Source organism: Klebsiella sp. DY2415 (assembly GCF_026314315.1).
Classification (GTDB): domain Bacteria; phylum Pseudomonadota; class Gammaproteobacteria; order Enterobacterales; family Enterobacteriaceae; genus Klebsiella; species Klebsiella ornithinolytica.
The window spans coordinates 99725-123952 of record NZ_CP111116.1 but is presented as its reverse complement, the minus strand read 5'-3'; the positions used below and the strand labels follow the sequence as shown (position 1 = coordinate 123952).

Annotated in this window: 16 protein-coding genes and 4 pseudogenes; 7 read left to right on the top strand and 13 right to left on the bottom strand. The window is 50.9% G+C overall.

Annotated elements, in window-relative coordinates:
* Positions 1-181: 181 nt before the first annotated feature.
* Positions 182-283 (bottom strand): annotated as a pseudogene (locus tag OQV00_RS26920) (integrase); the annotation flags it as partial.
* 412 nt (positions 284-695) lie between these two features.
* Positions 696-884 (bottom strand): annotated as a pseudogene (locus OQV00_RS26915) (DUF2913 family protein); the annotation flags it as partial.
* A gap of 465 nt (positions 885-1349) precedes the next feature.
* Here OQV00_RS26915 and OQV00_RS26910 point away from each other — a divergent pair.
* Together OQV00_RS26910 and OQV00_RS26905 are read left to right on the top strand one after the other, a co-directional pair.
* Entirely contained in the window at positions 1350-2345 is a 996-nt protein-coding gene (locus OQV00_RS26910; RefSeq protein WP_032731913.1) for an IS110 family RNA-guided transposase, read from the top strand.
* A gap of 607 nt (positions 2346-2952) precedes the next feature.
* Positions 2953-8844: a DUF3320 domain-containing protein gene (locus OQV00_RS26905; protein WP_152309095.1), complete on the top strand. Its 5892-nt coding sequence runs from the start codon at positions 2953-2955 to the stop codon at positions 8842-8844.
* 597 nt (positions 8845-9441) lie between these two features.
* On the opposite strand, the pseudogene OQV00_RS26900 reads toward OQV00_RS26905, so the two are convergent.
* Together OQV00_RS26900 and OQV00_RS26895 are read right to left on the bottom strand one after the other, a co-directional pair.
* Positions 9442-9755, bottom strand: a pseudogene (locus OQV00_RS26900) (Tn3 family transposase); the annotation flags it as partial.
* A gap of 26 nt (positions 9756-9781) precedes the next feature.
* On the bottom strand, positions 9782-10534 hold the full coding sequence (locus OQV00_RS26895; protein WP_212710221.1) for an alpha/beta hydrolase family protein: 753 nt from the start codon (positions 10532-10534) through the stop codon (positions 9782-9784).
* 240 nt (positions 10535-10774) lie between these two features.
* Between OQV00_RS26895 and OQV00_RS26890 the strand changes: the two genes are divergently transcribed.
* Both OQV00_RS26890 and OQV00_RS26885 read left to right on the top strand, forming a co-directional pair.
* Positions 10775-11644 carry a DMT family transporter gene (locus OQV00_RS26890; protein WP_001567390.1) on the top strand — a complete coding sequence of 290 codons (870 nt, stop codon included), beginning with the start codon at positions 10775-10777 and terminating at the stop codon, positions 11642-11644.
* A 133-nt stretch (positions 11645-11777) separates the two neighbouring features.
* Positions 11778-13001, top strand: coding sequence for a MalY/PatB family protein (locus OQV00_RS26885; RefSeq protein ID WP_042111096.1), 1224 nt, complete (start codon positions 11778-11780; stop codon positions 12999-13001).
* 185 nt (positions 13002-13186) lie between these two features.
* On the opposite strand, the gene OQV00_RS26880 is transcribed toward OQV00_RS26885, so the two are convergent.
* The 3 genes from OQV00_RS26880 to OQV00_RS26870 form a co-directional block, all read right to left on the bottom strand.
* The gene (locus tag OQV00_RS26880; RefSeq protein ID WP_004729618.1) at positions 13187-13960 is read right to left on the bottom strand and encodes an SDR family NAD(P)-dependent oxidoreductase; all 774 of its coding nucleotides are present in this window, start codon (positions 13958-13960) and stop codon (positions 13187-13189) included.
* 65 nt (positions 13961-14025) lie between these two features.
* Complete coding sequence (locus tag OQV00_RS26875) at positions 14026-14727, bottom strand: DsbA family oxidoreductase (protein WP_001194072.1); 702 nt, start codon at positions 14725-14727, stop codon at positions 14026-14028.
* A 65-nt stretch (positions 14728-14792) separates the two neighbouring features.
* Positions 14793-15899 (bottom strand): alkene reductase, encoded by a 1107-nt coding sequence (locus OQV00_RS26870; RefSeq protein ID WP_006687059.1) that lies wholly within the window; start codon positions 15897-15899, stop codon positions 14793-14795.
* A 212-nt stretch (positions 15900-16111) separates the two neighbouring features.
* On the opposite strand from OQV00_RS26870, the gene OQV00_RS26865 reads away from it, so the two are divergent.
* Positions 16112-16441 carry a thioredoxin family protein gene (locus OQV00_RS26865; RefSeq protein WP_008502229.1) on the top strand — a complete coding sequence of 110 codons (330 nt, stop codon included), beginning with the start codon at positions 16112-16114 and terminating at the stop codon, positions 16439-16441.
* Positions 16442-16470: 29 nt separating this feature from the next.
* Here OQV00_RS26865 and OQV00_RS26860 read toward each other — a convergent pair whose 3' ends face one another.
* From OQV00_RS26860 to OQV00_RS26845, 4 genes are all read right to left on the bottom strand, one after another.
* Complete coding sequence (locus tag OQV00_RS26860) at positions 16471-16809, bottom strand: carboxymuconolactone decarboxylase family protein (protein WP_000888080.1); 339 nt, start codon at positions 16807-16809, stop codon at positions 16471-16473.
* Positions 16810-16813: 4 nt separating this feature from the next.
* On the bottom strand, positions 16814-17395 hold the full coding sequence (locus OQV00_RS26855; RefSeq protein ID WP_008502230.1) for a TetR/AcrR family transcriptional regulator: 582 nt from the start codon (positions 17393-17395) through the stop codon (positions 16814-16816).
* A 141-nt stretch (positions 17396-17536) separates the two neighbouring features.
* On the bottom strand, positions 17537-18094 hold the full coding sequence (locus OQV00_RS26850) for an OsmC family protein (RefSeq protein WP_000108589.1): 558 nt from the start codon (positions 18092-18094) through the stop codon (positions 17537-17539).
* A gap of 184 nt (positions 18095-18278) precedes the next feature.
* Positions 18279-18863, bottom strand: coding sequence for a recombinase family protein (locus OQV00_RS26845; RefSeq protein WP_012695450.1), 585 nt, complete (start codon positions 18861-18863; stop codon positions 18279-18281).
* Between the two features lie 159 nt (positions 18864-19022).
* Here OQV00_RS26845 and OQV00_RS26840 point away from each other — a divergent pair, with 159 nt between their 5' ends.
* Both OQV00_RS26840 and OQV00_RS26835 read left to right on the top strand, forming a co-directional pair.
* Entirely contained in the window at positions 19023-22007 is a 2985-nt protein-coding gene (locus OQV00_RS26840; RefSeq protein WP_266280882.1) for a Tn3 family transposase, read from the top strand.
* A 103-nt stretch (positions 22008-22110) separates the two neighbouring features.
* Positions 22111-23043 carry a DinB/UmuC family translesion DNA polymerase gene (locus tag OQV00_RS26835; protein WP_251121037.1) on the top strand — a complete coding sequence of 311 codons (933 nt, stop codon included), beginning with the start codon at positions 22111-22113 and terminating at the stop codon, positions 23041-23043.
* A 157-nt stretch (positions 23044-23200) separates the two neighbouring features.
* Here the strand turns inward: OQV00_RS26835 and OQV00_RS26830 are convergent, their stop codons facing one another.
* Both OQV00_RS26830 and OQV00_RS26825 read right to left on the bottom strand, forming a co-directional pair.
* The gene (locus OQV00_RS26830; RefSeq protein ID WP_071003480.1) at positions 23201-23869 is read right to left on the bottom strand and encodes an SOS response-associated peptidase family protein; all 669 of its coding nucleotides are present in this window, start codon (positions 23867-23869) and stop codon (positions 23201-23203) included.
* A 72-nt stretch (positions 23870-23941) separates the two neighbouring features.
* Positions 23942-24160 (bottom strand): annotated as a pseudogene (locus OQV00_RS26825) (LysR family transcriptional regulator); the annotation flags it as partial.
* Between the last annotated feature and the right edge of the window lie 68 nt (positions 24161-24228).

Here is a 24228-nt window from a genome sequence, read left to right as displayed (position 1 = left end):
CCCCTGCTTGCATATACCCGACATGAAAAATTCATGCCATTTTTAAAGCACAGTTAAATCAATGGATTATTTATTTTTGGAGACACTTTTGCACCAATGGGATGCGGCTTGCTCAGTTATGGTGCAATTTTCTGATGCAGTCTGGTCTCTTCAACATGAGGTGGAGTAATGCACACCTGTTTTAGTTCCACGCACTTTTTGAGAGTTCCGGTTTTTCAGCCATCAGCAGGTGATCCTCCGGCGTCAGGTTATTCAGGGATTCATGGGGACGCTCTGGATGGAAGATCCTCGTGACGAAGCCGAATTTGCCCCCGGCCACGTGCTTTTTTTCGAGCGTAATGTTGTCCATGCATTACCAACCCTTCTTGAAGAACCCGTAATATTTCTGTCATTGGCCAGCCCTCGTCGTGATCCTGAAGATATTACCTTTGTTGACCCGAAAGATGGCACTGCCAGAACCTTTATGGCCAGAAATAATGAGTCAGCATAATTTATTTCCTAGTCCATTCATATGAAAACACTGGCGGAAGAGGGCTATGCACCGAGGTAAAGGGAGGCAATCCGTCGTCAGACGGTGTACTGTACACCGAAGAACAAAACCAGGCCCGTCAGCGCGAAGGGGCTGGTTTTGTTCAAGCGAGAATACCGCGCAATGTATTAATCAGTGCAGGCTCACGTTCAATGAGACACAGCAGTTTCAGAAGCCACTCGATGTCGGGGGTAATATCACACGAAAAGCGACGTTGCTTCAGCGCCGTCGCCAGCCACCTGGTGAGAAAGAGATTTTACTGTACTGGCGACACTATATCGCCGTTCTTCCTACCTAATGCCAGCGCAACCAGCTCGCACCACGCCAGATGGGCCGATTTTTCCTTCAGATTCACTACGAACGTTTTCCCTTATTTTTCGAGAACCTGAATGTATCTTAACCGGAAGCAGAAAGGATTCGGAACCGTTCACCCTGAATTGAATACACAGCCTGGACTGACGAGCAAGTTCTCTGAATGCCGCTTTGCGGCATGGAGGCGCCAGCAGCAGTTGAGTACAACTCTGATAGTGAGTGGCGCCGTTGCCCGGCGCAGCCGGCTACTGTGTTGACAGGTTCTGCCTCACCGACTCCCTCCCTTGTATCTAACAGTTTGTGGTGATTAGCTACCACCACTGAAGCAGAGTGAGCCGCCCCCTTCCCTTAAGGTCAGAAAAGTCGGCACCGCTGAACCTTGATTTGCAGCACATGGCCCTCCGCTTCACCTTTCACGCCAGCACATCAGGTTGAACGGTTACCGGGAGCTCGACTCCGTATGTACAAGGCGAACAGGCGTGACGGTTTATGTGAGAGGAGTTTGACCATGTTTCCAGTCGGCATTGACGTAAGTAAAAACACCCTGGATCTTTGCATGCTTTATGACGGTATCAAAGGACGCATAAAAACCCGTAACATCCAGAATAACAGACATTCAGTTGAAAATATTCTTCGCTGGCTCAGGCTTCAACATTGCAGTCCGGAAGATGTTCATGTGGTAATGGAAGCTACCGGTGTTTATCACGAACAGCTGGCCACTGAATTACATGATGCCGGTTTCCGGGTTTCTCTGGCCAACCCTCACCGTAGTCGGGAGTTTGCGCGTGGCATGGGAATCATGACAAAAACGGATAAGGTGGATGCGTATATGCTGGCCTGTTACGCATTCCTTAAGAAGCCACACCGCTGGGAGCCGCCGGCACCCGAAATCAGATATCTCGGTGCACTCCTGCGACGGCGGGATGTTCTGCTGGGTGATGCCCTGCGTGAGGAGAACAGACTGGAAAAATACCTGTCGACAGACACACCTGCAGATATTATCAGTTCCTGCAGGCGTATGGCGCAGCTTCTGCGCGAGGAGATAAGTAATATCGAGCGGCAGATAAAAGCACATATCAAAGCCAGCCCTGCACTGAGGCGTGATTATACACTGCTGACCTCAATTAAATCGGTTGGTCCCCAGCTGGGGATGCATATGCTGATCGTGCTTCGCAGCCATAACTTTGTATCGGCTGAGCAGGCTGCCGCCTTTCTGGGCGTGGTGCCGATCGAGAAACGCTCAGGCACATCGGTCCGGCGCCGGCCGCGGATGTCGAAAATCGGCCCCCCTCAGTTGAGAGCGAAGCTTTACATGTCCGCCCTGTGCGGAAAAATCTACAATAAGCGAATGCGTAATATTTACGATGAGATGTGCCTGCGGGGTAAACCTAAAATGGTGGCCATTGGCGCGCTGATGCGGAAACTGGTGCACTGGTGTTATGGCGTCCTGAAGACCGGAACCGTTTTTAATGACGAAGACCTGAAACCGGTACTGTCAACCTGACTATACCAGGCTGGCATTAAACACAAGGTAACGCTCACTGCAATAAGTGAGCGCAGTCCGTTATGAGCGAATAGCGGAAGTTCACAGTTTGACAAAGGTATGATTAAAATAGTGCCTTGTTCAACAACAGGGAACAGGTCAAGAGATATATTCAATTGTTATCCAGGAATTTTTCAAAATATTATATCGAACATCATCTTTTCTTGTTTTTTTTGTTGTTCATCGTTACAAGTGAATCGAGGGATGAAAGAAAAAAATATATTTATCAAAAACATAAATCTTTCTGAAATTGCTATCCCACCTCAGATTACTGGGCTGACCTAATCTATAGATCAAGTTCGCGTTATACTTTAATGTTAGCAAAATACTAAGATGATTCTTAGGGACGACCTCTTGACGGTAGAGGAAGCGTGCATTGATTTTTACAATCACTACCTTTCGCCCCCAACCTAATCCGCGAATGATGCTTTCTGTACTTGCGCGCCTGTTCTGATACTCGCCGCCAGAGCAATCAAATTGCTGATGCTTTCTGCCTGTTCAATGCGTCTCCTGTCGTCAGCACTACTGTGCATATTTGAGTGATTTCCTCTTAAGGAGAACTAGTTTCATGGGTATAAAAGCGCAGGTGAGTATCGCGCACAAGCTGGGGTTCACATCACACCAGAATGCAGTTCCGCTGTTACGTGAGCTCATCTTGCATAATGAGTCCGAAGAGACATTTCAGGATCTGACGCTGCATCTGCGGACCGCGCCAGCCGTGCTCGAAGATAAAAAATGGAATATCGACCGCCTGCTTCCCGGTACTTCACTGGATATCAGGGATCGGGATGTCAAACTTAATGCCAAATGGCTCGCCGAACTGACCGAAAGCGTACTCTGCGAAGTCACCATAAGTTTGTGCCAGGGTGAGGAAGAAATCTTCATTACTCATTATTCGCTTGAGGCACTTGCGAAAAATGAATGGGGCGGCAGCGCAATGATTGAATTGCTCCCTTCATTTATCATTCCTAATGATCCGGCGGTAGATCGTGTACTCAAGGCAGCCTCTGATGTCCTTCGCCGTGCAGGCAAGAATGACGCTCTTGATGGTTATGAAAGCAAGTCGAGAACTCGTGTCTGGGAAATTACCTCAGCTCTCTGGACTGCTGTCTGCAACCTCAATATCAGTTATGCCCTTCCCCCAGCCAGCTTTGAACGGAATGGCCAGAAAATTCGCACACCAGGCATCATTCTGGAAGGAAAAGTCGCGACCTGTCTGGATACAACCTTATTATTTGCTTCAGCACTGGAACAGATTGGTTTGAATTCACTGCTAATGCTCAGTGAAGGTCATGCGTTTGCTGGCGTCTGGTTACAACCACAGGAATTTTCGCAGCTAGTGACAGAAGACGTCTCTGCGGTGCGCAAACGTGTCGACCTAAAAGAAATGGTCGTATTTGAGACAACTCTCGCGACCAGAGCCCACCCGCCTTCATTTACTCAGGCATCTGATGAAGCGTTAAAGTATCTTAACGAGGATGTTTTTCACGCAGCCATTGATTCGCGTCGCGCGCGGATGCAGAAAATTCGGCCACTGGCTCTGGGTGTCACTCGCCTTGAAGGACAGCCTGATGCTGAGGAGGTTATTTCTCATGGGTTTGAGGACGCACCCTCTCTCCCTGATGTTGACATTGATATTGAAACAGCTGGCGAAAAAGAAGCTGGGGGCCGGCTTGTACAATGGCAACGAAAACTTCTGGACTTAACCACCCGTAACCGCCTGTTACACCTGCCTGAAAGCGCTAAAGGCATTCGTTTGATCTGTGCGAATCCGGGCCATCTTGAAGATAAGCTAGCTGAAGGCAAACGCATTCGCATTGTCCCGCTCCCTGATCTAGAGAGTGGAGGCCGCGATGCCGAACTTTATCAGCAGCTCACAAACGAGAACCTGCGGGAAGAATACGCCCAGATTGCGCTGGAACGCGGTGAAGTCGTCTCCGCAATGGAAAAATACCGCCTCGAGTCATCCCTAATCGACCTCTATCGAAAATCGAAAAGTGATTTGGAGGAAGGTGGTGCCAACACTCTTTTCCTCGCTGTGGGCTTCCTTAAATGGAAAAAATCCGCTGATGATCCCAAAAGTTACTCAGCTCCACTGATACTACTGCCGATTCAGCTTGACCGTAAAAGTGTACTTTCGGGCGTGTCCATGCGTTTGCTGGAAGAAGAGCCCCGCTTCAACCTTACTCTGCTTGAACTGCTACATAATGACTTTGCTCTGACAATTAACGGCCTCGATGGCGATCTGCCCACCGATGAAAGTGGTGTTGATGTGGATGGCATCTGGAATATGGTACGGCGTGCTGTGCGCGACATACCCGGTTTCGAAGTCACCCGTGATGTCGTGATTGGCACATTCTCTTTTGCCAAATATCTGATGTGGAAAGATCTAATCGATCGGGCACCTCAGTTGATGCAAAGTGCGCTGGTAAAGTATCTCATCGAACGCGGCCAGGACAATGCCGTTCTGGATAAGAGCGGAGAAGTCATCAACGTTGAGGAACTCGATGACAACGTCAATACGCAGGATCTTTTCCTACCGCTGCCTGCAGATTCCTCGCAAATCGCCGCCGTTGTAGCCTCTGCAAAAGGGAGGGATTTTGTTCTGGATGGCCCCCCCGGTACCGGTAAGTCGCAAACCATAGCCAATATGATCGCGCATAATCTTGCGCTGGGAAGGCGCGTACTTTTTGTTGCTGAGAAGAAAGCGGCACTGGATGTGGTCTATCGCAGGCTTGAGGCTCAGGGACTCGGTGAATTTTGTCTGGAACTGCACTCGAGTAAAACGTCCAAGATGGATTTTCTGAAACAGCTAGAGCGGGCATGGGATGCGCGTGATCTACTGACTACCTCGGAGTGGAAGGAAGAAGCGGCCAAGGTGCAGCACCTGCGAGACAAACTCAATGAGGTTGTCCGTTTGCTCCATCTGCGCTGGCCAAATGGCTTAACGCTCCATCAGGCAATGGGCACGGTTATCAGGGATGCAAGTAGCGCCACGCCGCACTTTAGCTGGCCTGCATCGACTTTGCATTCTTCTTCAGAGATGACTCAGTTCAGAGAGATAGTAAAACGTCTGGAGCTGAACCGTGATACCTGGAAACAGCACGGCGATCATTTTGACCTCATCACGCAGGCTGACTGGACCAATGGGTGGCAGTCTTCTCTCATTGCTGCAGCAAATTCATTGCCTGCAATCATCGATCACCTTGAAAACGCCACCGAGGAATTACTGAAGGCGACGGGAGTTACTCTGGACTCTACTGAGCCCGAGAGACTGTCGCAACTAACTTCATTCTGTGAATTATTGACGGAAGCTTACGGCATTGATCTGAATTTCATGTTCGCACCGGATGCCACAAGCCGTATAGAGTCAGCGAATAAAGCCGTTCACCTCCTGAAAGAGATTGAAGTGACAAAGGCTAATCTGTCAGTTACCTACCCTGGTAACAGCTGGCAGTACGTTAATGCTCCGCAGATCAGAAACGTACTTGACGTCGCTGACAAAAAATTCTGGTTCTTTGCGACCAGTGCCCGCAAGAAAGTCATTGGTGAAGTTATCCGACAATACTCGCTAACGTCAGCTCCCGACTTATCCGTTGATCTCCCCATTGCTGAAACTCTGCAGACATTGCTGCAACGTCTGACCGAGCTTAACTCTGTCACTTTATCCCTGCCGGGATGGGCTGGGCTGGATACCAACGTTGCACAGTTGCAGACCACCCTGGAACTTGCAGAATCTATCCGCAATTCGCTTGGTGGTTTTGCTTCTTCGCCACAGCAGTTGGTCGAGAGCCGCACTGCTGTAAAAAATCTGATTATTGATGCCAATGACCTTCTCGGTTCGCAGGGTGTTATCTCCGCCCTGACTCGGAAACTGCGCACAGCAATCGCCAATTTCAATGATGCACAGGTTAGCTTCTGCAATCTGATAAAACCAGCTGAGGACAAACCATCGCTCCCGGCACTGCGTGACTGCGCACTCAATATCCTGCAACATCAGTCTGCTCTTAAAGCCTGGAGTGACTGGAGCCGTGTACGTGAGGAAGCGATTTCACATGGCCTGCAGCCAGTGATCAACGCGCTGATCCATCTTAACTCAGGAGAAATAAGCGCTGCAGAGATTTTTGAAACTGCCTATTGCCGCTGGTTTGCATCGTGGATGATCGATTCAGAGCCGCTGCTGCACAATTTTGTGCCGGCTGAGCACATGAGTGATATTGAGGCTTACCGTGCTCAAACCGATCGTCTGGCCAAACTGACAGTACGCTATATCCGTGCTCGTTTATGTGGCGTCATTCCTGCAAAAAATGAGGTCAGCAAGCAGAGTGGTTTTGCACTGCTTAAACATGAACTACAGAAATCCCGTCGTCATAAACCGGTACGCCAGATGGCAGCCGAAATGGGCGATGCCATGGCCAAACTTGCCCCCTGCATGCTGATGAGTCCGCTTTCAGTCGCCCAGTTCCTGCCCTCCGACCAAGCCTTGTTTGATCTGGTGATTTTCGATGAGGCATCACAGATTGCCCCGTGGGATGCTATCGGCACCATGGCGCGTGGCAAACAGGTGGTAATCGCCGGTGATCCCCGCCAGATGCCGCCAACCAGCTTCTTTAATCGTGCAGCTAATGACACGGACGATGATACTGAAGAAGATATGGAAAGCATTCTGGATGAGTGTCTTGCTGCCGGCCTGTATAACCACAGCCTGAGCTGGCATTACCGGAGCCGTCATGAAAGCCTGATTACCTTCTCCAACCATCGCTACTATGACAGCAACCTGATTACGTTCCCCGCTTCCGAAACAAAGCAAAGTGCTGTCCAGTGGTGCAAGGTTACAGGCGTCTACTCTAAAGGGAAAGGACGTCATAATCAGGTCGAGGCAGAAGCGATCGTCGCTGAAACGGTGAAGCGGCTGACTGATAAAGAGTTCGTTGCATCAGGCAGATCGATAGGCATTATCACGCTGAATACTGAACAGCAAAAGCTAGTCAGCGATCTGCTGGACCGTGCCAGACAGCATCACCCTGAAATTGAACCCTTCTTCCAGTCTGAACTGGAAGAACCTGTTGTGGTTAAAAACCTCGAAACGGTTCAGGGGGATGAACGCGATTTGATCATAATTAGCATCGGGTACGGCCCGACTGAGCCGGGCGCAAATACAATGTCGATGAATTTTGGCCCGCTTAATCGCGAGGGAGGCTGGCGCCGGCTGAATGTTGCCGTCACACGTGCGCGACAGGAAATGATGGTCTTCAGCTCGTTCGATCCTTCCTTCATCGACCTTAATCGGACCAGCGCCCGCGCGGTTGCTGACCTCAAACACTTTATTGAGTTTGCCCAGCGCGGCCCTGAAGCTCTTTCTCAGGCAGTACGTGGGTCTGTAGGCGGTTATGACTCACCGTTTGAAGAGGCAGTAGCAAATGGTCTGAGGAGAAAAGGCTGGCATGTTGTCCCGCAAATTGGCGTATCCCGTTTCCGTATTGATTTGGGGATCGTTCATCCGGATAAGCCTGGCGACTATCTTGTCGGTGTTGAATGTGACGGTGCCACTTACCATAGCGCAGCAACAGCACGCGATCGCGATAAAGTCCGCAGCGCTATCCTACAGGGCCTGGGCTGGAAATTACTGCGCCTCTGGTCAACTGAATGGTGGATTGATAAAGAAGGTGCACTCGACAGGCTGGATACAGCAATAAATCGCCTGCTGGAGGAATCCAGAGCAGCGGAAGCCGCACTGATTGCTGAAGCAGAAAAACAAAAGCAGATTACGCCAGTCATCGGTCACGTAACCAATGATGCCAGTGAAGACATACTGGTATCTGAAATTACACCTGTCGCTAATGATGAAGAAATATCCACGTCAGTAAACCCTATCATCACGCCTCCCGCCGAAGTAAGCGAAGATGATGGTGGCACTGAGTTGAAGTATGCATCTACAGCTTCTCAGAATAACAACAAGCCAGCGCATGCCGGTAAGTATGTCGTTAACGATCTTCAGGAATGGCACGACAGGACAGATGCAGAACAATTCTATATCGCTGAATATGATGAGACACTTAAAACCCTCATTGAAGCGGTGGTAACAAGTGAATCACCCGTTCTGGATACAACGCTTGTGCAACGCATCGCACGTATACACGGCTTCACTCGCGCTGGCAGACTGATACGTGAACGCGTAATGGAAATTGTGGATCAACACTATCACCTTGCAGCCGATCACTCAGGTGAAAACTTCGTCTGGCTGTCCGCTGAGCAACGTGCTGACTGGAATGCGTTTCGTTTGCCTGCCACGGATAACGACATTCGCCAGGTTGACGCGATCCCTAGTGAGGAATTGCGCGCACTGGCGCTGAGTATTAAAGGTGACAATAAGATACAGGAAATGACCCGCTCGCTTGGAATTAAGCGCCTGACCAGTCAGGCAAAAAAAAGGATTGAATCAATACTTAATGTTGTTTGAAGGTCAACCGTGTGGAAAACCACTTTTAGAGACTAATAGTCTGAAATATAGAGTCTTAATCGACCATTTTGAGACCGGATGTATTAAAGTCGATTTCTGACACCTCTTATCGTGGTTTTCCACATCACCAACATCGACCAGTTGGGCGTAATTAAGGAGTACTAACCTGCTCCCCGTATTTTCACACAGACTGCTGTTAGTTATTTCCGCTTTTGGCACAAAGCAGACGTTAAGACTTACAGCATCGGGAAACTTCTGGATGCCGCGTCAGCGGCATGGAGGCGCCAGATGAGGTTACATGTGTCTGTGGAGTCAAATGGCGCCGAAAGCCCGGCGTAGCCGGTTACCTGGCTATAAACTCTGCCACCCTACCCCCTGCCCTGATTAGCCTTAACCCGCTTACAGCAATGAAGAAGTAAAAGTAATCCCTTTTAACCCCGGTGAGCGGGCTTTACGGCGTTTACGACGTAAAGGGCGTGATTTCCGGGGCCTTAGCGGCGACAGCTTGCTGCTGACGCTTAGGGGGATGTTCTTCAGTTATTTGGGGTCCGCTTGGAAAACGGAAATTATCCCACGCTAAGACTATATTTTGTACAGCAGTGGAGAAGGATGAGAGACCAGCAGTTCATTAACAGGGACTCCTTTTTGCTTAAGCGGCTCAATGGTTCTTTCTATATAAACCGTATTCCAGAGTGTTATCGCCGCCGTATGTAGTGTCAGCGCCGGTGGCGTGGTAACGCTGATCCTCTCACCCCCAGATCCCTGATTTCATTCAGCCGGTGCATGAAGGATGCTCGCCCAAGGGCCTCACCCTTATTCAGCCCCACCTGTATGCATCGGCCTAAGCCTTTATCGCAAAATCAGTCCAGCATAAACAGCGTCCGATCTCTGCAGAAAATCGCCCTCTGCGCTACGAGTTTGAACGCATTTACTCTGTTTATAGGTAACATTCGCTCCACGATATAATGATATCGGCAACGTATTCAGCATCCTGAGTATGAGTCAGAAGGTGATCCGCCTTACCCAACGAAATGAAACTCTTGGGATGCTTTGCTGCTTTGAATATTTTTTCGGCCTGCTCAATTAACACAGTATCATCTTCAGTCGCATGAAAAATAAGCAGAGGCTTGTTCATGGCGAACACCTTATGAGCGATTTTGTGTTCCTGAATATTGTCCAGCATCTGTTTCTTTAAGGTAAATACCCGCCCGGCCAGCTCAACGGGATAGGCTCCATGCTGGTTAATGTTTTCAACATCATCCTTAAAAAGACGTTTTACGTGTGTCAGTTCTCCGGGTGATCCTATGGTGACAACGGCCTTTGCCTCAGGAACTTCGCCGGCAATAGACAGAATGGCCGATCCCCCCAGGCTATGGCCGATGAGCAAAGAAGGCGCTTCGTACTGTCGGCGGAGATAATCTACCGCGCAAAGCAGGTCCGAAATATTGGATGAGAAGTTGGTGTTGGAAAAATCCCCTTCGCTGTTTCCCAGACCAGTAAAATCAAACCGGAGAACGGCGATAGCATTCTCTGTCAGTTTCCGCGCAATACGCGCCGCGCCTTTGAGGTCTTTGCCACACGTAAAACAATGAGCTAACAGCGCAAACGCTTTAGGATTTTCAGGAAGTTCAAGCAATCCGGCCAGTTCTTCACCAGCCGCATTTTTGAACGTAAATTTTAGTTTTTTCATAGGATATTCCAGGTCTTAAACTGATTTCATATGTTTGATCGCAGGGAAAAATAATCTTCTGCTCTGCATCTGGCATTACGCGTTTTCCTTCCTCTACTGGGGATGTGAAACAGAATTCATTCCGAATGCCTGTCCTCACCTTCCAGTTTGAAAGCTGATTATTGCTTCCTGTTCGGTGATCACTTACGCTATGCTACCAACTAGATGGTAGTTTGCAAGAATTTTATGAGGTCTCACTGAATGGCCAATTGCGCGCTCATTCTTAAAATATCCCTGGCAATGCTGGCATTTGCTGCAAACTCTATTCTGTGCCGTCTGGCCCTGCAGGGAGGCCACATTGATCCCCTTTCATTCAGCAGCCTCAGGCTGGCCAGTGGTGCACTCGTCCTGTCACCTTTCTTGTTTTATCACGCAAAAACTACATTATCGCTGTGGCGTCCGCTGAGCGGATTTTACCTCATGGTGTACGCAGTGCTCTTCTCTGTCGCCTATATCCATCTCGATACCGGGGCAGGTGCGCTGTTACTTTTTGGTGCCGTACAGTTTGCGATGGTGATCCACGGATTATTTAAAGGGGAATCACTCTCCGTTATGCGGGCTTGCGGTTTAGTTATTGCTCTGGCAGGAATTGCTGCCCTGCTGTTACCCGGGGCGAAGGCACCGCCGCTTTACAGTGCACTTATGATGATCGTTGCCGGATTAGCCTGGGCCGCCTATTCCGTCAGGGGGAGGGCGGGCCAGGCGGCCGGGGCTTCAACGGCGGCAAATTTTGTACTCGCCACGCCGATGGCTCTCGCTCTTTCGTTGCTGTTTATGAAGCAGGGTCACTATGATGCTGCGGGCATTGCTTTGTCATTGCTGTCCGGTGCCGCCGCCTCAGCCGGTGCATATGTATTGTGGTATACCCTTTTACCCTCTCTCGGCTCTATCACCGCCAGTACCCTTCAGCTCAGCGTTCCCTGTCTGGCAATGCTAGGGGGTGTGGTATTCCTGGATGAATCACTGACGGTCAGAACGATATTTTCTGCCCTGGCGGTGCTGACTGGCATTGTGATGGTGACACGCGAGAAATCCCCCCGTCAGTCGATGACAAAGGCGAGAGAGCCTTAATAACGCAATTAATTCATGCAGTTGTGATGATTCTCTTATGTTAATCACACGAGCCAGTTTTCCCGCTCCGGCATCAGACTGACAGTAATACTGAGGTCGACGTTTCTGACTACACCTAAGGCAGGTTTATGAAATGAAATATGATTTTGATGGGTACGTAAGCAGAGAGAAAACAGACAGTCTCACCGTGGACGGCTGGCGGGAATACCTGTTTTCGGGACAGTCCGAATTTGCAATGCGGTATCCGGCAGAAGGGCTAATCAACCTCTGGGTTGCTGACATGGCTTTTGCCACACCAGAGCCGATTCTTCAGGCCATCAGAGACCGTCTGGATAGAAAAATACTCGGCTACACTAAAATCTACGACGAAGAATACTATGAGATCTTTGGCAGCTGGTGTGAGCGACAATATGGTCACCGTTTCAAAACGGAAGACATTGTGCTGTCTCCGGGCATTATTCCCGCGCTGAACCGTCTCGTCCCGCTTCTGACCGACAAGGATGACAGTATTCTTATCATGACGCCTTCATATGGCCCGTTTAAAAAGGCGGGTGAATACAGTCAGCGTCGCGTGGTGTACTCGGCGTTAAAAAAATCAGCAGGCGGCTGGGAACCTGACTGGGAAGACTTTGCACGCAAAGCCAGTCAGGCCGATTTACGTGTGAAAATTCTTTTCCTGTGTAATCCGCATAACCCGACCGGACGAGTCTGGCGGCCTGATGAACTTAAGCGGATTATTGAAATTTGCCTGGCCAATGACATCTGGGTGGTATCTGACGAAATTCACTGCGACCTGTCCCGAAGCGGCATCGGTCATACACCGGCCGCCTCTCTTTTCCCTGATTCCACACGCATTATTACCTGCATGTCCTCGAGTAAAACATTCAATCTGGCCGGGAATTTGTTGGCAAATATCATTATTCCGGATCCCGGTGTCAGAAGCGAGTGGCGTCTCAGACACGACGAGTTCATCTCTCCGCTGAGCCTGGCAGCAAACAAAGCGGCGTGGAGTGAATGTGATGACTGGCTTGTCCATCTGAGGGAATATATTGACGGCAATTTCCAGTACCTGCACGACTACCTCAAAAGCTATTTACCCGAAACCAGGTTCTCGATCCCCGAAGGGACATATCTGGCCTGGATAGATATTAGCCGCTACCTGCCCGACACCGCAGGTGAGGATTTATCGCTGTATTTTGCCCGGGAGTCAGGGGTCCTTCTTGAAGGGGGCTTGCTGTTTGTCGACAATGGGGACGGATATATCCGGTTAAATCTGGCCTGCCCACGGAGTATGCTGACAGCAGGGATGAAAAGAATTTCACAGGTACTGCGGATACCGGCTCCTCATCGTGTATAACCCCTTTCTCTCTGGCCGTTTTGTCCTGTCAGGATGTCGTCAGAACCCGGCATAACACCCTGTGCCGGGAACACAAAAGGCACGGATGAACAGGTCGTGAATATTCTTAGTGAAGCCTGCTGATGACATGTCTGGCGACAAAAAAATGCCGCCCTTAAGGGGCGGCTTATGCCAGCGTCACGGGGTTATCGTCTGACCGCCATGATGCCCGCATCGACATCCCAGATAGCGCCCGTCACCCATGAGGTTTTGTCAGACAACAGGAAGAGAATAGTGTTTGCCACATCTTCGGCAGTTCCGACGCGTCCCAGCGGGTGGAAATCGTTCAGCGACTTCATAGCATCTGCGATATCCGCTTTGTCCATGAAGCCTTCGTATATCGGCGTATGAACAATCCCGGGAGACACCGCGTTGACACGAATACCCGCGCTGGCCAGCTCAATCGCCAGATTACGCGTCAGGGCATGCAGACCCGCTTTTGCCATTGAATAGGCCGAGGCCGGCGAGTCACCCAGTGCAGCCTGAGCACCAATCGAACCGACGTTGACGATAGACCCTTCGAGCTTCGCGGCGAGCATGTTCTTCACGACATCCTGTGTAATAAAGAACGTGGCTCGGTTCAGCGAAAGATACATGTCATAATCGGCAAAGCTGTGCTCGGTAAATCCTTTGGGCATGAAGATACCGGCGGCATTCACCATCAGGCTGATATCGCGATGGTGAGCATTAATTTCCTGACGGATAGTTTCCATACCTTCTTCGGTCATCAGGTTCGCCGCGATGACCGCAACCGGTCCCAGAGGGCTCAGTTCTTTTTGCACCGCTTCGGCTTTGTCTTTTTTATTCCCGGTCAGCACGACACTGCCGCCCGCTTCCAGTACCATGCGTGCCACGGCCAGGCCCATGCCGCTGGTACCGCCGACGACGAGCAGTTTTTTACCTTTGAAAAAAGTGTTCATTTTCTGACTCCATTACTGGTGGGTAAGACGTTGCCGGCAGCGTGAAACTGCCGGCGGTTGACGGATTAAATACTGCAGCCATCCGTTCCGCAGGTCTGACCCGCAGTGGCTGAAAATTCGGTTTGCTGTTCATCCCAGACCTGACGCAGGGCATTCAAAAAGTTATCTGCTGCCTGAGCCCCGCTGATGGCATATTTTTCGTTCATCACAAAAACCGGAACGCCGCTGAGGCCAATAGACTGTGCGTGGGCTTCATCGTCGGAAACGGTGGCGCGAAAATCGTCATTTTCCAGGGCGGCTTCAGCGTCAGCTTTCGGCATACCGGCTTCTACGGCCATGGCAACGAGCTGCTGACGGTCAAAGAGAGAGCGACCTTCGGTGATACTGCCATGATAAAAACGTTCTTCCACCGCGTCCGCAATTCCGGCCTTACGCGCGGCAACCAGCAGGGTGTGTGCATCTTCTGTATCACCAAACATCATGCCGTCGAAGTTGTAGATCAGACCTTCAGATTTACCGGCGGTGCCCACCTGATTCATCATCAGCTCCGCTGAATGCTGACTGCCCAGCTTTTTAACGATGGCATCCTTAAAAGGCATCGCGGGAGTACCACCGGCCAGACGGTAGCTGTGATGGCGGATCACCACCTGGTCGCGAAATTCAAAGCGATTCAGACCCTGTTCAAATCTTTTTTTAGCAATCCAGCACCACGGGCAGACCAAATCTGACCAGATATCGATGGTAAGGGTGGGTTTCAGCGTTTGCATAATGATTCCTCAAAGACGTTGGGCGGTCGGATCTCACTTATCAGAGAACCGCGACCGTATGGGATTTATTGCGCCTGCCAGACCGGGTAATCGGTATAGCCTTTTTCCGGGGAACCACTGACGCCGTAGTAGGTGGCGCGGTCACTTTCTGCCAGTGGCCAGCCGTTTTGCATTCTTTCAACCAGATCCGGGTTAGCGATGTAGGGCACACCAAATGCCACCAGATCCAGCTCATCATCTTCCAGAGCCTGCTCTGCGATATCACGGGTAAAACCGCCGGCAGCGATGATGGTGCCTTTAAACGTGTTGCGAAAACGGCGGCGGAATCCTTCCGGAAGTGGCGCTTTGGTGTACACCGGCTGATAGTAAAGGTGTACGTAAGCCAGCTCCCGCTGACCGAGCGCGTCGGTGATGGCTGACCAGGTTTGCTCTTCACCTTCATACGGCGCGAGGTCATAAATGCGGCCGAACGGTGACAGGCGCACGGCAACGTGGCTGTTACCCACGGCTTCCGCCACGGCGTCAATGGTCTCCAGCAGGAAACGCTGACGATTTTCCACCGAGCCGCCGTATTCGTCGGTGCGGGTGTTCAGTTCGCTACTGAGGAACTGGTCAAAGATGAATCCGTTTGCAGCCATGATTTCCACACCGTCAAAGCCGGCTTCCATCGCCAGGCGTGCGGAGTGCACGAAGTCTGCAGTGATGCGTTTCACTTCATGCGTTTCCAGCGCGCGTGGCTGGCTTGGTACAACCGGGCCCGGTTCTCCGGATTCGGTCAGCGCAAAAACGGTGGTATTGACCGCCTGAACGGTGCCCGCTGAAACCGGCGCTATGTGGCCTGGCTGAAGAGAGACGTGAGACATACGGCCGACGTGCCAGAGCTGCGCGAAAATACGGCCACCTTTGGCGTGAACCGCTTGTGTCACCTTACGCCAGCCCTGGACGTGTTCGTCGTTGTAGATACCAGGGGTATAGAGGTAACCCCGGCCTTCTTCTGAAACCGGCATCCCTTCGGTGATGAGCAGGCCAGCAGAAGCACGCTGTGCATAGTACAAAGCCACGACCTCATCCGGCACGTCATTCATGGTGCGGGTGCGGGTCATCGGTGCCATGACTACACGGTTTTTTAACGCCAGGCCAGACAGATTGTAGGGGGTGAAAAGCTTACTCATCGTATACCTCACAGAAACAAAAAGGAGTATCCCGGCAGGGATTTGCACAACCCGGAAATATCATCGACCGGACGTCGCGCACTGGAGTTGCATAAACATCTGATGGATGGCAATATACCAACCATCTAGTAGGTAGGTCAACGGGTGTGCCGTATTTTTTTGTCATAACGCAGCCATTTCTGAATTGTCACTCATTTTGCGAGGTCATCACCATGCGTACATTAACAGCTTATAACGAAGATAATTTCCGCCAGATAGAGCAGTACAAAGGAATATCGGTGGTACGTTTCTCTGCACCCTGGTGTCCGCCCTGTCAGGCCAGCGAAGAAATGTTCAGTCAGTTTGCAGACCGGCTCGATGGAGATATTCAGGTGGGGAAAGTCAATGTAGATCAGGCGCCGGTGCTGACAACCAAATACGAGATCTGGGGGCTGCCGTCTGTGCTGATATTTCATGAAGGGCAATTAGTTAAACGCATACCGGGTGTGAAACCTGCATCGGTATATGCTCAGGCGATTGCGGACATAAAAAAAGGGCAGTAATGCCCTTTTAACGTGGAATTTATTAATGCTTAACCGCGTGCCTGACCGACGGCATCCAGAGTGCGGGCTGAATAAATGACCGCCGCGCCAGCGTTGAGGTTAATCGCCACGCCCAGCGCTTCAGCAATTTCAGCGTCGGTTGCACCGGCTTTCACAGCGGCGTCGGCGTGAAAAGCAATACAGCCGTCGCAGCGGGTTGTGACTGCGCACGCCAGGGCAATGAGTTCACGCACTTTTGCGCCCAAAAGGTCAGTTTTGTTACCTGCGTTGCCCAGGGCAACCACGCCTTTCATGGTCTCGGGGGTCAGTTTGCCCAACTCGCCTAAACGTTGCATTAACTCTGAGCGATAGTTGTTCCAGTCCAGCATAGTGTCATTCTCCTGAATGAGGGGTATTAAGAAGCAGTTTTATATACTTAAGGCTGTTGGCGAAGACTTCGGGTCTGGCCGTTGCATGCGCCACTACGCTTGAGCCTTCACAGACATTAATGATCATCAAAGCAATATCTGATGGTTCGGCATGGGATGAAAACTCACCTGACTCCATGCCCGCCCTGACGACTTTTGTGAGCCACTCGATTTGCATATCGAAATAAAGTGATGTCTGTACAGTAATTGCCTGAGGCAGATTGGCGGTCTCTGCTGACAACGCACAACACAGTGGCAGTAGTGAAGCTTTATGGCTTTGCGCGAAGATATCGATGTAGGCCGCAATTCTTTTCTCCGCGCTTTTCTCAGTAGCCTCTATCTGCTCAAATACGCGTTGCGTATCAGAGAACGCCTGTATTACCACCTGCTCACCCAGAATATCTTTAGTCGGGAAATGGTGATGAATACTGGCCTTGGTGATACCCACTATTTTTGATAAATCAGCATAGCTGAATGCTGAATACCCTTTTTCGCGCATCAGGTGTTCTGCTTCGCTGAGCAGCCGTTCCCGTGTCATGGTTGTCATAATTACTCCATATAATCTACTAGTTGATAGATTATATTGTTGCTATTTTTCCGTAGCAAGTTGTATCACTGACTCAGTATCGTGCAGAGCTGAACGTCACTGCCATCCTGCATTCTGAATGGCAGCATTACATCTCTGACATCACGCCAGGCGTGTAATCATTTCAACCGGATTAGCCAGAGTATCGTGGATTGGCGAATTCTTTTGCATTTCGCTGACCAGCGCTTCTAACTCCTCGCGACTGGCGGTCTTGCTCGTAAGGTGAACATCGACGCGAATAGATTTCGCACCTTTACGCACGTTGCTGTCCAGCCCAAGGAAGCCGTTGAGGTTGATATCGAAATTAAGATCCAGCTCGATACCGTCCAGGTCGATCCCTTTTTCAGCAGCCATCATGGTAAGGGTGGCGGTATAACAGCCAGCCAGCGCCTGCATGATGTATTCAGTCGGGCTCATGCCGGTATCGGTGCCGAGTAAACCTGCGGGTTCATCACCGATATTAGAAAATTTCCCCACACGGCTGGTATCGATAACGCCGTTCTGGATTGTGGCGCCGGTCTCTGTGCGAACGGTTAATCCGCCGCTGGAACGGGCTTTCATCTGGAAAGTCAGGTTACCCAGGCCAGGCTGGCTGCGAACTGCTTCACGGGTATTGTGGATCGCAGCTGCGTCTGCAGAAGGTTTAACGGTAGTAGACATAATGGCTCCTGTAATTTCTTGATAAAAGGTATAGCTGGTGTAATCAGTACCAACCATCTAGTTGGTAGATTAATATCGCGAACCTCTTTTGTCTACTCTTTTATAAAAAATAGGGGGAAAAGAACCCAGCAGGCTGTTTTATTTCATAATAACCATTTGATTTTTTTATAATCTTCCCAGCCGCTCACTCTTGCAGCAATCCAGCCTTTACCCGAAGGATAGTCTGGCGGGTGGTATTAAATTCCCGGGCAATAGCACTGATACTGATGCCAGCATTTAGGCGCTCTGTCACTGTTTGCTTTTGTTCCTCGCTCAGGATGGGGGGGCGACCGAAGCGTTTTCCAGCCGCTTTTGCCCTCGCAATACCTGAATACGTTCGCTCAAGCAGCAAATCCCGCTCAAACTCCGCTACAGCAGAAATTACCTGCATAGTCATTTTTCCGGCCGGACTGGTCAAGTCAACGCCTCCGAGTGCGAGACAATGAACGCGAATATCTAAAGCCGCCAGTTGCTCTACTGTTTTTCGGATATCCATCGCATTACGACCCAGACGGTCAAGTTTGGTGACAATCAGTACATCCCCATTTTCCATGCGATCTAGCAACCGGATAAATCCGGGGCGTTCGCTGGCAGCAACCGAGCCACTGATATGCTCCTCAATAAGTCGTTGGGATCTGATGGCAAAACCCGCCGCTTCAATTTCACGACGCTGGTTTTCTGTGGTCTGTTCCAGAGTTGAGACCCTGCAGTAGGCAAAAACACGTGACATGGGAAACTTTCCGTACGAAATGGATGTCCGAATTATAACGTGTGTCCGAAATTAATTTCACTAAGTTTCGGACATGTGCTGTAAGTGGTGTACGAAACCGACCGGTTTCGGTCACTGTTAACCCATAACATATGGAAACTATACGCGAGGGAAGCATTTATGCCACGGCGACAGATACTGAGCAGTGAAGAGCAGGAGCGCTTGCTGGTTATTCCAGATGATGAAATTATTCTGACCCGAATGTGTTTTCTGAATGAACAGGATATTGCGCTCATTAATAAACATCGACGGCCAGCAAATCGCCTGGGTTTTGCTGTATTACTCTGTTATCTGCGTGGACCTGGATTTATTCCGGACAAAAGCAATACCCCTCACAGTGACGTCATATCCAGAATTGCTTCCCGGCTGAAACTTCAACCTGATTTATGGCCGGAATATGCATCCAGAGAGCAAACTCGCTGGGAACATCTGACTGAACTTTATCGCTACCTGAAATTATCCCCGTTCAGCCGGTCACTGCAAAAAGATTGTATCCAGCATCTGCACCCCTATGCCATGCGTACTGACAAAGGATTTATGCTGGCGGAAGAAATGCTCAGTTGGCTACATAACAATAATGTTATTTTCCCTTCTGTTGATGTGATCGAACGGACGCTTGCCGAAGTTGTCACGCTTGCTGACAGAGCCGTATTTTCGGCACTTACTGCGCAACTGGAAAAGCAGCATAAATCAGCACTCGACAGCCTGATCATATCAGAGGGTGAACAACCTTCCCGTCTGGCATGGCTACTTCAGCCTCCGGGTAAAATAAACGGTAAAAACGTGCTGCAACATATCGACCGGCTTAATTCCATCGCCGCGCTGGAATTGCCTGATGGTATTGCGCTTTCCGTTCACCAGAACAGGTTACTAAAACTGGCGCGTGAGGGCCGGAAAATGAGCAGCAGAGATCTGGCTAAATTCACCGATGTCAGACGTTACGCTACGCTGGTTTGTGTCATTCAGGAAGCGCGGGCCACACTGACTGATGAGGTTATCGAACTGCACGAACGTATTCTGGGCACTCTGTTCAGCCAGGCAAAACGCACACAAGCCGAGAGGCTTCAGCTGACGGGGAAACTCATCCAGAGCAAGTTGAAGCAATATTTTACTGTCGGTCAGGCACTACTGCATGCCAGAGAATCCGGTGAAGATCCCTGGGCAGCGATAGAAGATGTCCTTCCCTGGCAGGAGTTCATCAACAGCCTGGAAGAAACACGGTTTCTGTCCCGTAAGGGCAATTTCGACCCGCTTCACCTGATCACCGAAAAATACAGTACGCTGCGTAAATACGCCCCGCGTATGCTGTCAGCATTGCAGTTCATGGCGACACCTGCGGCGCAGACGCTCAGCGATGCGCTGGACACCATCAGGGAAATGTACCGTAAACAACTTCGTAAAGTGCCGCTATCGGCGCCAACAGGATTTATCCCTGAAAGCTGGCGAAAACTGGTACTCACGCCTTCAGGAATCGACCGCAAGTACTACGAGTTTTGCGTAATGAATGAACTCAAGGGGGCGCTACGTTCCGGTGATATCTGGGTAAAAGGATCGCGCCGCTACAGAAATTTTGATGATTATCTCATCCCGACTGCTGAGTTTGAGAAATCCCGCCACAATGACCAGTTACAGTTGGCCGTTCAGACCGATTGCCAGGCATATCTTCAGGCCCGTATGACGCTTCTTGCATCGCGTCTGGAAGAAGTTAACGCGATGGCGCTTGCCGGTGATTTGCCCGATGTTGATATTTCAGATAAAGGAGTAAAAATCACTCCGCTGGAGAACAGCGTCCCTTCGGGTGTTTCGTCCTTTGCCGATTTGGTTTATGGCATGCTTCCTCATCCGAAAATTACAGAGATACTGGAAGAAGTGGACAGCTGGACGGGGTTTACGCGTCACTTCGCGCACCTCAAAAATAATAACGTCAGACCAAAAGACGGAAGACTGTTGCTGACCACCATTCTGGCCGACGGCATCAATCTGGGGCTGACAAAAATGGCGGAGTCCTGCCCGGGGGCAACAAAATCGTCACTCGAAGGTATTCAGGCATGGTACATCAGAGATGAAACTTATTCAGCGGCACTGGCCGAGCTGGTCAACGCTCAGAAAGCGCGGCCTCTGGCCGCATTCTGGGGCGACGGGACAACATCATCGTCAGACGGGCAGAACTTTCGGGTAGGCAGTCACGGACGTTATGCCGGTCAGGTCAATCTTAAATATGGTCAGGAGCCGGGCGTGCAGATTTATACGCATATCTCAGACCAATACAGCCCGTTCTATGCCAAAGTGATCAGCCGGGTGCGCGACTCAACCCACGTGCTTGATGGCCTGCTGTACCATGAAAGCGATCTGGAAATTACCGAGCATTACACCGATACCGCAGGCTTCACTGAACATGTTTTCGCCCTGATGCACCTGCTGGGATTCGCTTTTGCGCCGAGGATCCGGGATCTTCATGACAAGCGGCTGTTTATTCATGGAAAGGCCGAACGCTATCCGGGGCTTCAGTCCGTCATATCAACAACCAGCCTGAATATCAAAGACATTGAGGCACACTGGGATGAGGTATTGCGCCTGGCAACCTCGATTAAGCAGGGGACAGTCACCGCATCGCTGATGATGAAAAAGTTAGCCAGTTACCCAAAACAGAATGGACTTGCCAAAGCGCTGAGAGAGATTGGCCGCATTGAGCGGACACTATTTATGCTGGACTGGTTCCGTGATCCCGGTCTGCGCCGACGCGTACAGGCGGGGCTGAATAAGGGTGAGGCCCGTAATGCCCTTGCGCGAGCGGTCTTTATGCACCGTCTGGGTGAAATAAGGGATCGTGGGCTGGAGAATCAGAGTTACCGCGCCAGCGGGCTGACGTTACTGACAGCGGCGATCACGTTGTGGAACACGGTATATATAGAAAGAGCTATTGAGTCACTAAAACGAAAAGGTATCCCGATAAATGAGCAACTGGTATCTCATCTTTCTCCCCTGGGCTGGGAACATATCAATCTGAGTGGAGATTACGTCTGGCGTAATAATCTTAAGCTGGGATCCGGAAAATACCGCTCATTACGCACAGTCGACACCACATTGTACAAAAAACAGTCTTAGCGTGGGATAATTTCCGTTTTCCAAGCGGACCCCATACTGGGGGAGATGGCGGCCGGGCAGGAAGTCTACTCCATTGACGAAAGCTTCCTAGACGTCACCGGCATTGGCAGCCTCATTCCGCTGGAGACGTTCGGACAGCAGATGCGCGCGCATCCGGCAGGAAACCGGGCTGATTATCGGCGTTGGGTTTGGGCCGACTAAAACGCTGGCCAAACTCGCCAACTACGCGGCGAAGAAGTGGACGCAGACAAACGGCGTGGTAGACCTGTCCGACCGGAGCCGGCAGCGGAAGCTGCTGCAGCTGATCGACGTCAGCGACATCTGGGGTATCGGACGGCGCATCAGCGTCCGGCTGAACCAGCTGGGCATTAACACGGGCCTGCAGCTGGCCGACAGCAACGTCAGTATGATAAGTAAAAACTTTGACGTTATCGTTGAGCGCACCGTGCGGAAGCTCAACGGTGAGTCTTGCCTCGCCCTTGAGGATGCACCGCCACCTAAGCAGCAGATCGTCAACTCCCGATCGTTTGGCCAGCGCGTTACTCATCCTGAGGATATGCAGCAGGCTGTCGTGCTTTATGCCACCCGCGCAGCAGAAAAGCTCAGGGAGCAGCAGTCACACTGCCGGCACATCAGCGTGTCGATCGCAACCGGGCGTCACGGAAGTGAGCCTCAGTATTCCAACACAGCCTCCCGCATCAGCGATTATCCCACGAACGACACGCGCGATATTATTGAATTAGCACTCAGTGGACTAAGCACTATCTGGCGGGAAGGCTACCGGTACGCAAAAGCCGGCGTCAGTCTGGCCGATTTCTATCAGTCGGGTGTGGCGCAGTATGACATGTTCAGTGAACAGCAGCCGCGTGCAAACGCCGATGCGCTGATGTCAGCCCTCGATAAGATAAATCGTTCCGGGAGGGGAAAGGTATGGTTTGCAGGGCAGGGAGCGCGTGACAGCAGCTGGCAGATGAAAAGAGAAATGCTCTCGCCCAGATACACGACGCGACTCAGTGATATTCCCTTGATCAAATAAATCACTTCCGGACGATTCTTTAAACAGCATCCTTATTAGCGGAAATCCTGAGGAAATGCCGCGGAGACAATCATTTTCCCCGCGCTTTTGTTGTACGTCAGATGTTTCGTGCTTCGGTACGCCTGCTCATTACTTGTTTATGAGTATGAAGTATTTCTTACTGAACGGGTTCAATAAGCTCGCTACCCTGATTATGGATGTTGCCCACCTTCGCGCTCACGGGGTGCCAGGTGAAGTCCTTCTCCGGAACTGCCGCATCACGGGCAATTTCCTCTGCCCGTTGTGGTGTGGTGTCAGCACTCAGCCATTCACGGACGGCGTCAGCAGCGATCACTAGCGGCCTGCGATCGTGGATGTCGACCATGCCCTGGTTGCTCGATGAGGTCACAATGACAAACCCCTCCTTACCGTGGTCCTGTCCGTAAGGCTGCTTACCGATGGCGGCAAAAAACAGGGGCTGCTTTTTTCTGTGGTAGATGAAGAACGGCTGCTTTTTCCCGCCCTCTTTTTGCCATTCAAACCAGCCGTCAGCCGGTACAATGGCGCGCCCGTGATTCCATAGCGGCTTAAACATGCGACCGCTCGCCGCCGTTTCGCCGCGCGCGTTAATAAGGGGCTGCTTATCCCACCACTCCGGGCCGTAACCCCAGAACACGGGATCGAGGTGCAGCGCATCCTCACGCTCGCTGAGGAGCAGTACCTTTGTGCCTGGCGCCACGTTGAAGCGGCCAATGGGCTCCGGATCGAACGTGATTTCGTCTGGTTTCAGTCCGAGTGAGTCAAAATATTCATCACGGCTGCTGTACTGCGCAAATCGTCCACACATAGACACCTCCTGCTGTAAGGATAGCGGGGTATACTGACGTCAGGAGGATTTAACATGAAACACAATTTAGCCGCACGAAGTAACAGGATAGGTTTCCCCCTCAGGGGTCAGGCTGAGTCCGCGCGTTGAGCGGTTAATAAGCTTAACGCTAAGACGTTCTTCAAGCCGCGATACGCTCTTGCCGATTGCCGATTTCGTCATTCCCAGCCTTTCAGCTGCGGCGGTGAAGGTGCCGAGCTGTGCGGTTGCCACAAAGGCGGTAATTCCTCCCAGGTGATCTTGATATTTCATAGGTTCCTTCTGATAAGCTCCATAAAATGTATGCCTGTAAAGGCTGAACTGCCTTTATTTCGGACCGT

Bases quoted from the DNA above. Each gene is read 5' to 3' on its own strand.
- OQV00_RS26910 (WP_032731913.1), top strand. From the start codon at position 1,350: ATGTTTCCAGTCGGCATTGACGTAAGTAAAAACACCCTGGATCTTTGC.
- OQV00_RS26905 (WP_152309095.1), top strand. From the start codon at position 2,953: ATGGGTATAAAAGCGCAGGTGAGTATCGCGCACAAGCTGGGGTTCACA.
- OQV00_RS26895 (WP_212710221.1), bottom strand. From the start codon at position 10,534: ATGAAAAAACTAAAATTTACGTTCAAAAATGCGGCTGGTGAAGAACTG.
- OQV00_RS26855 (WP_008502230.1), bottom strand. From the start codon at position 17,395: ATGACAACCATGACACGGGAACGGCTGCTCAGCGAAGCAGAACACCTG.
- OQV00_RS26880 (WP_004729618.1), bottom strand. From the start codon at position 13,960: ATGAACACTTTTTTCAAAGGTAAAAAACTGCTCGTCGTCGGCGGTACC.
- OQV00_RS26885 (WP_042111096.1), top strand. From the start codon at position 11,778: ATGAAATATGATTTTGATGGGTACGTAAGCAGAGAGAAAACAGACAGT.
- OQV00_RS26830 (WP_071003480.1), bottom strand. From the start codon at position 23,869: ATGTGTGGACGATTTGCGCAGTACAGCAGCCGTGATGAATATTTTGAC.
- OQV00_RS26860 (WP_000888080.1), bottom strand. From the start codon at position 16,809: ATGCTGGACTGGAACAACTATCGCTCAGAGTTAATGCAACGTTTAGGC.
- OQV00_RS26840 (WP_266280882.1), top strand. From the start codon at position 19,023: ATGCCACGGCGACAGATACTGAGCAGTGAAGAGCAGGAGCGCTTGCTG.
- OQV00_RS26870 (WP_006687059.1), bottom strand. From the start codon at position 15,899: ATGAGTAAGCTTTTCACCCCCTACAATCTGTCTGGCCTGGCGTTAAAA.
- OQV00_RS26850 (WP_000108589.1), bottom strand. From the start codon at position 18,094: ATGTCTACTACCGTTAAACCTTCTGCAGACGCAGCTGCGATCCACAAT.
- OQV00_RS26890 (WP_001567390.1), top strand. From the start codon at position 10,775: ATGGCCAATTGCGCGCTCATTCTTAAAATATCCCTGGCAATGCTGGCA.
- OQV00_RS26865 (WP_008502229.1), top strand. From the start codon at position 16,112: ATGCGTACATTAACAGCTTATAACGAAGATAATTTCCGCCAGATAGAG.
- OQV00_RS26845 (WP_012695450.1), bottom strand. From the start codon at position 18,863: ATGTCACGTGTTTTTGCCTACTGCAGGGTCTCAACTCTGGAACAGACC.
- OQV00_RS26875 (WP_001194072.1), bottom strand. From the start codon at position 14,727: ATGCAAACGCTGAAACCCACCCTTACCATCGATATCTGGTCAGATTTG.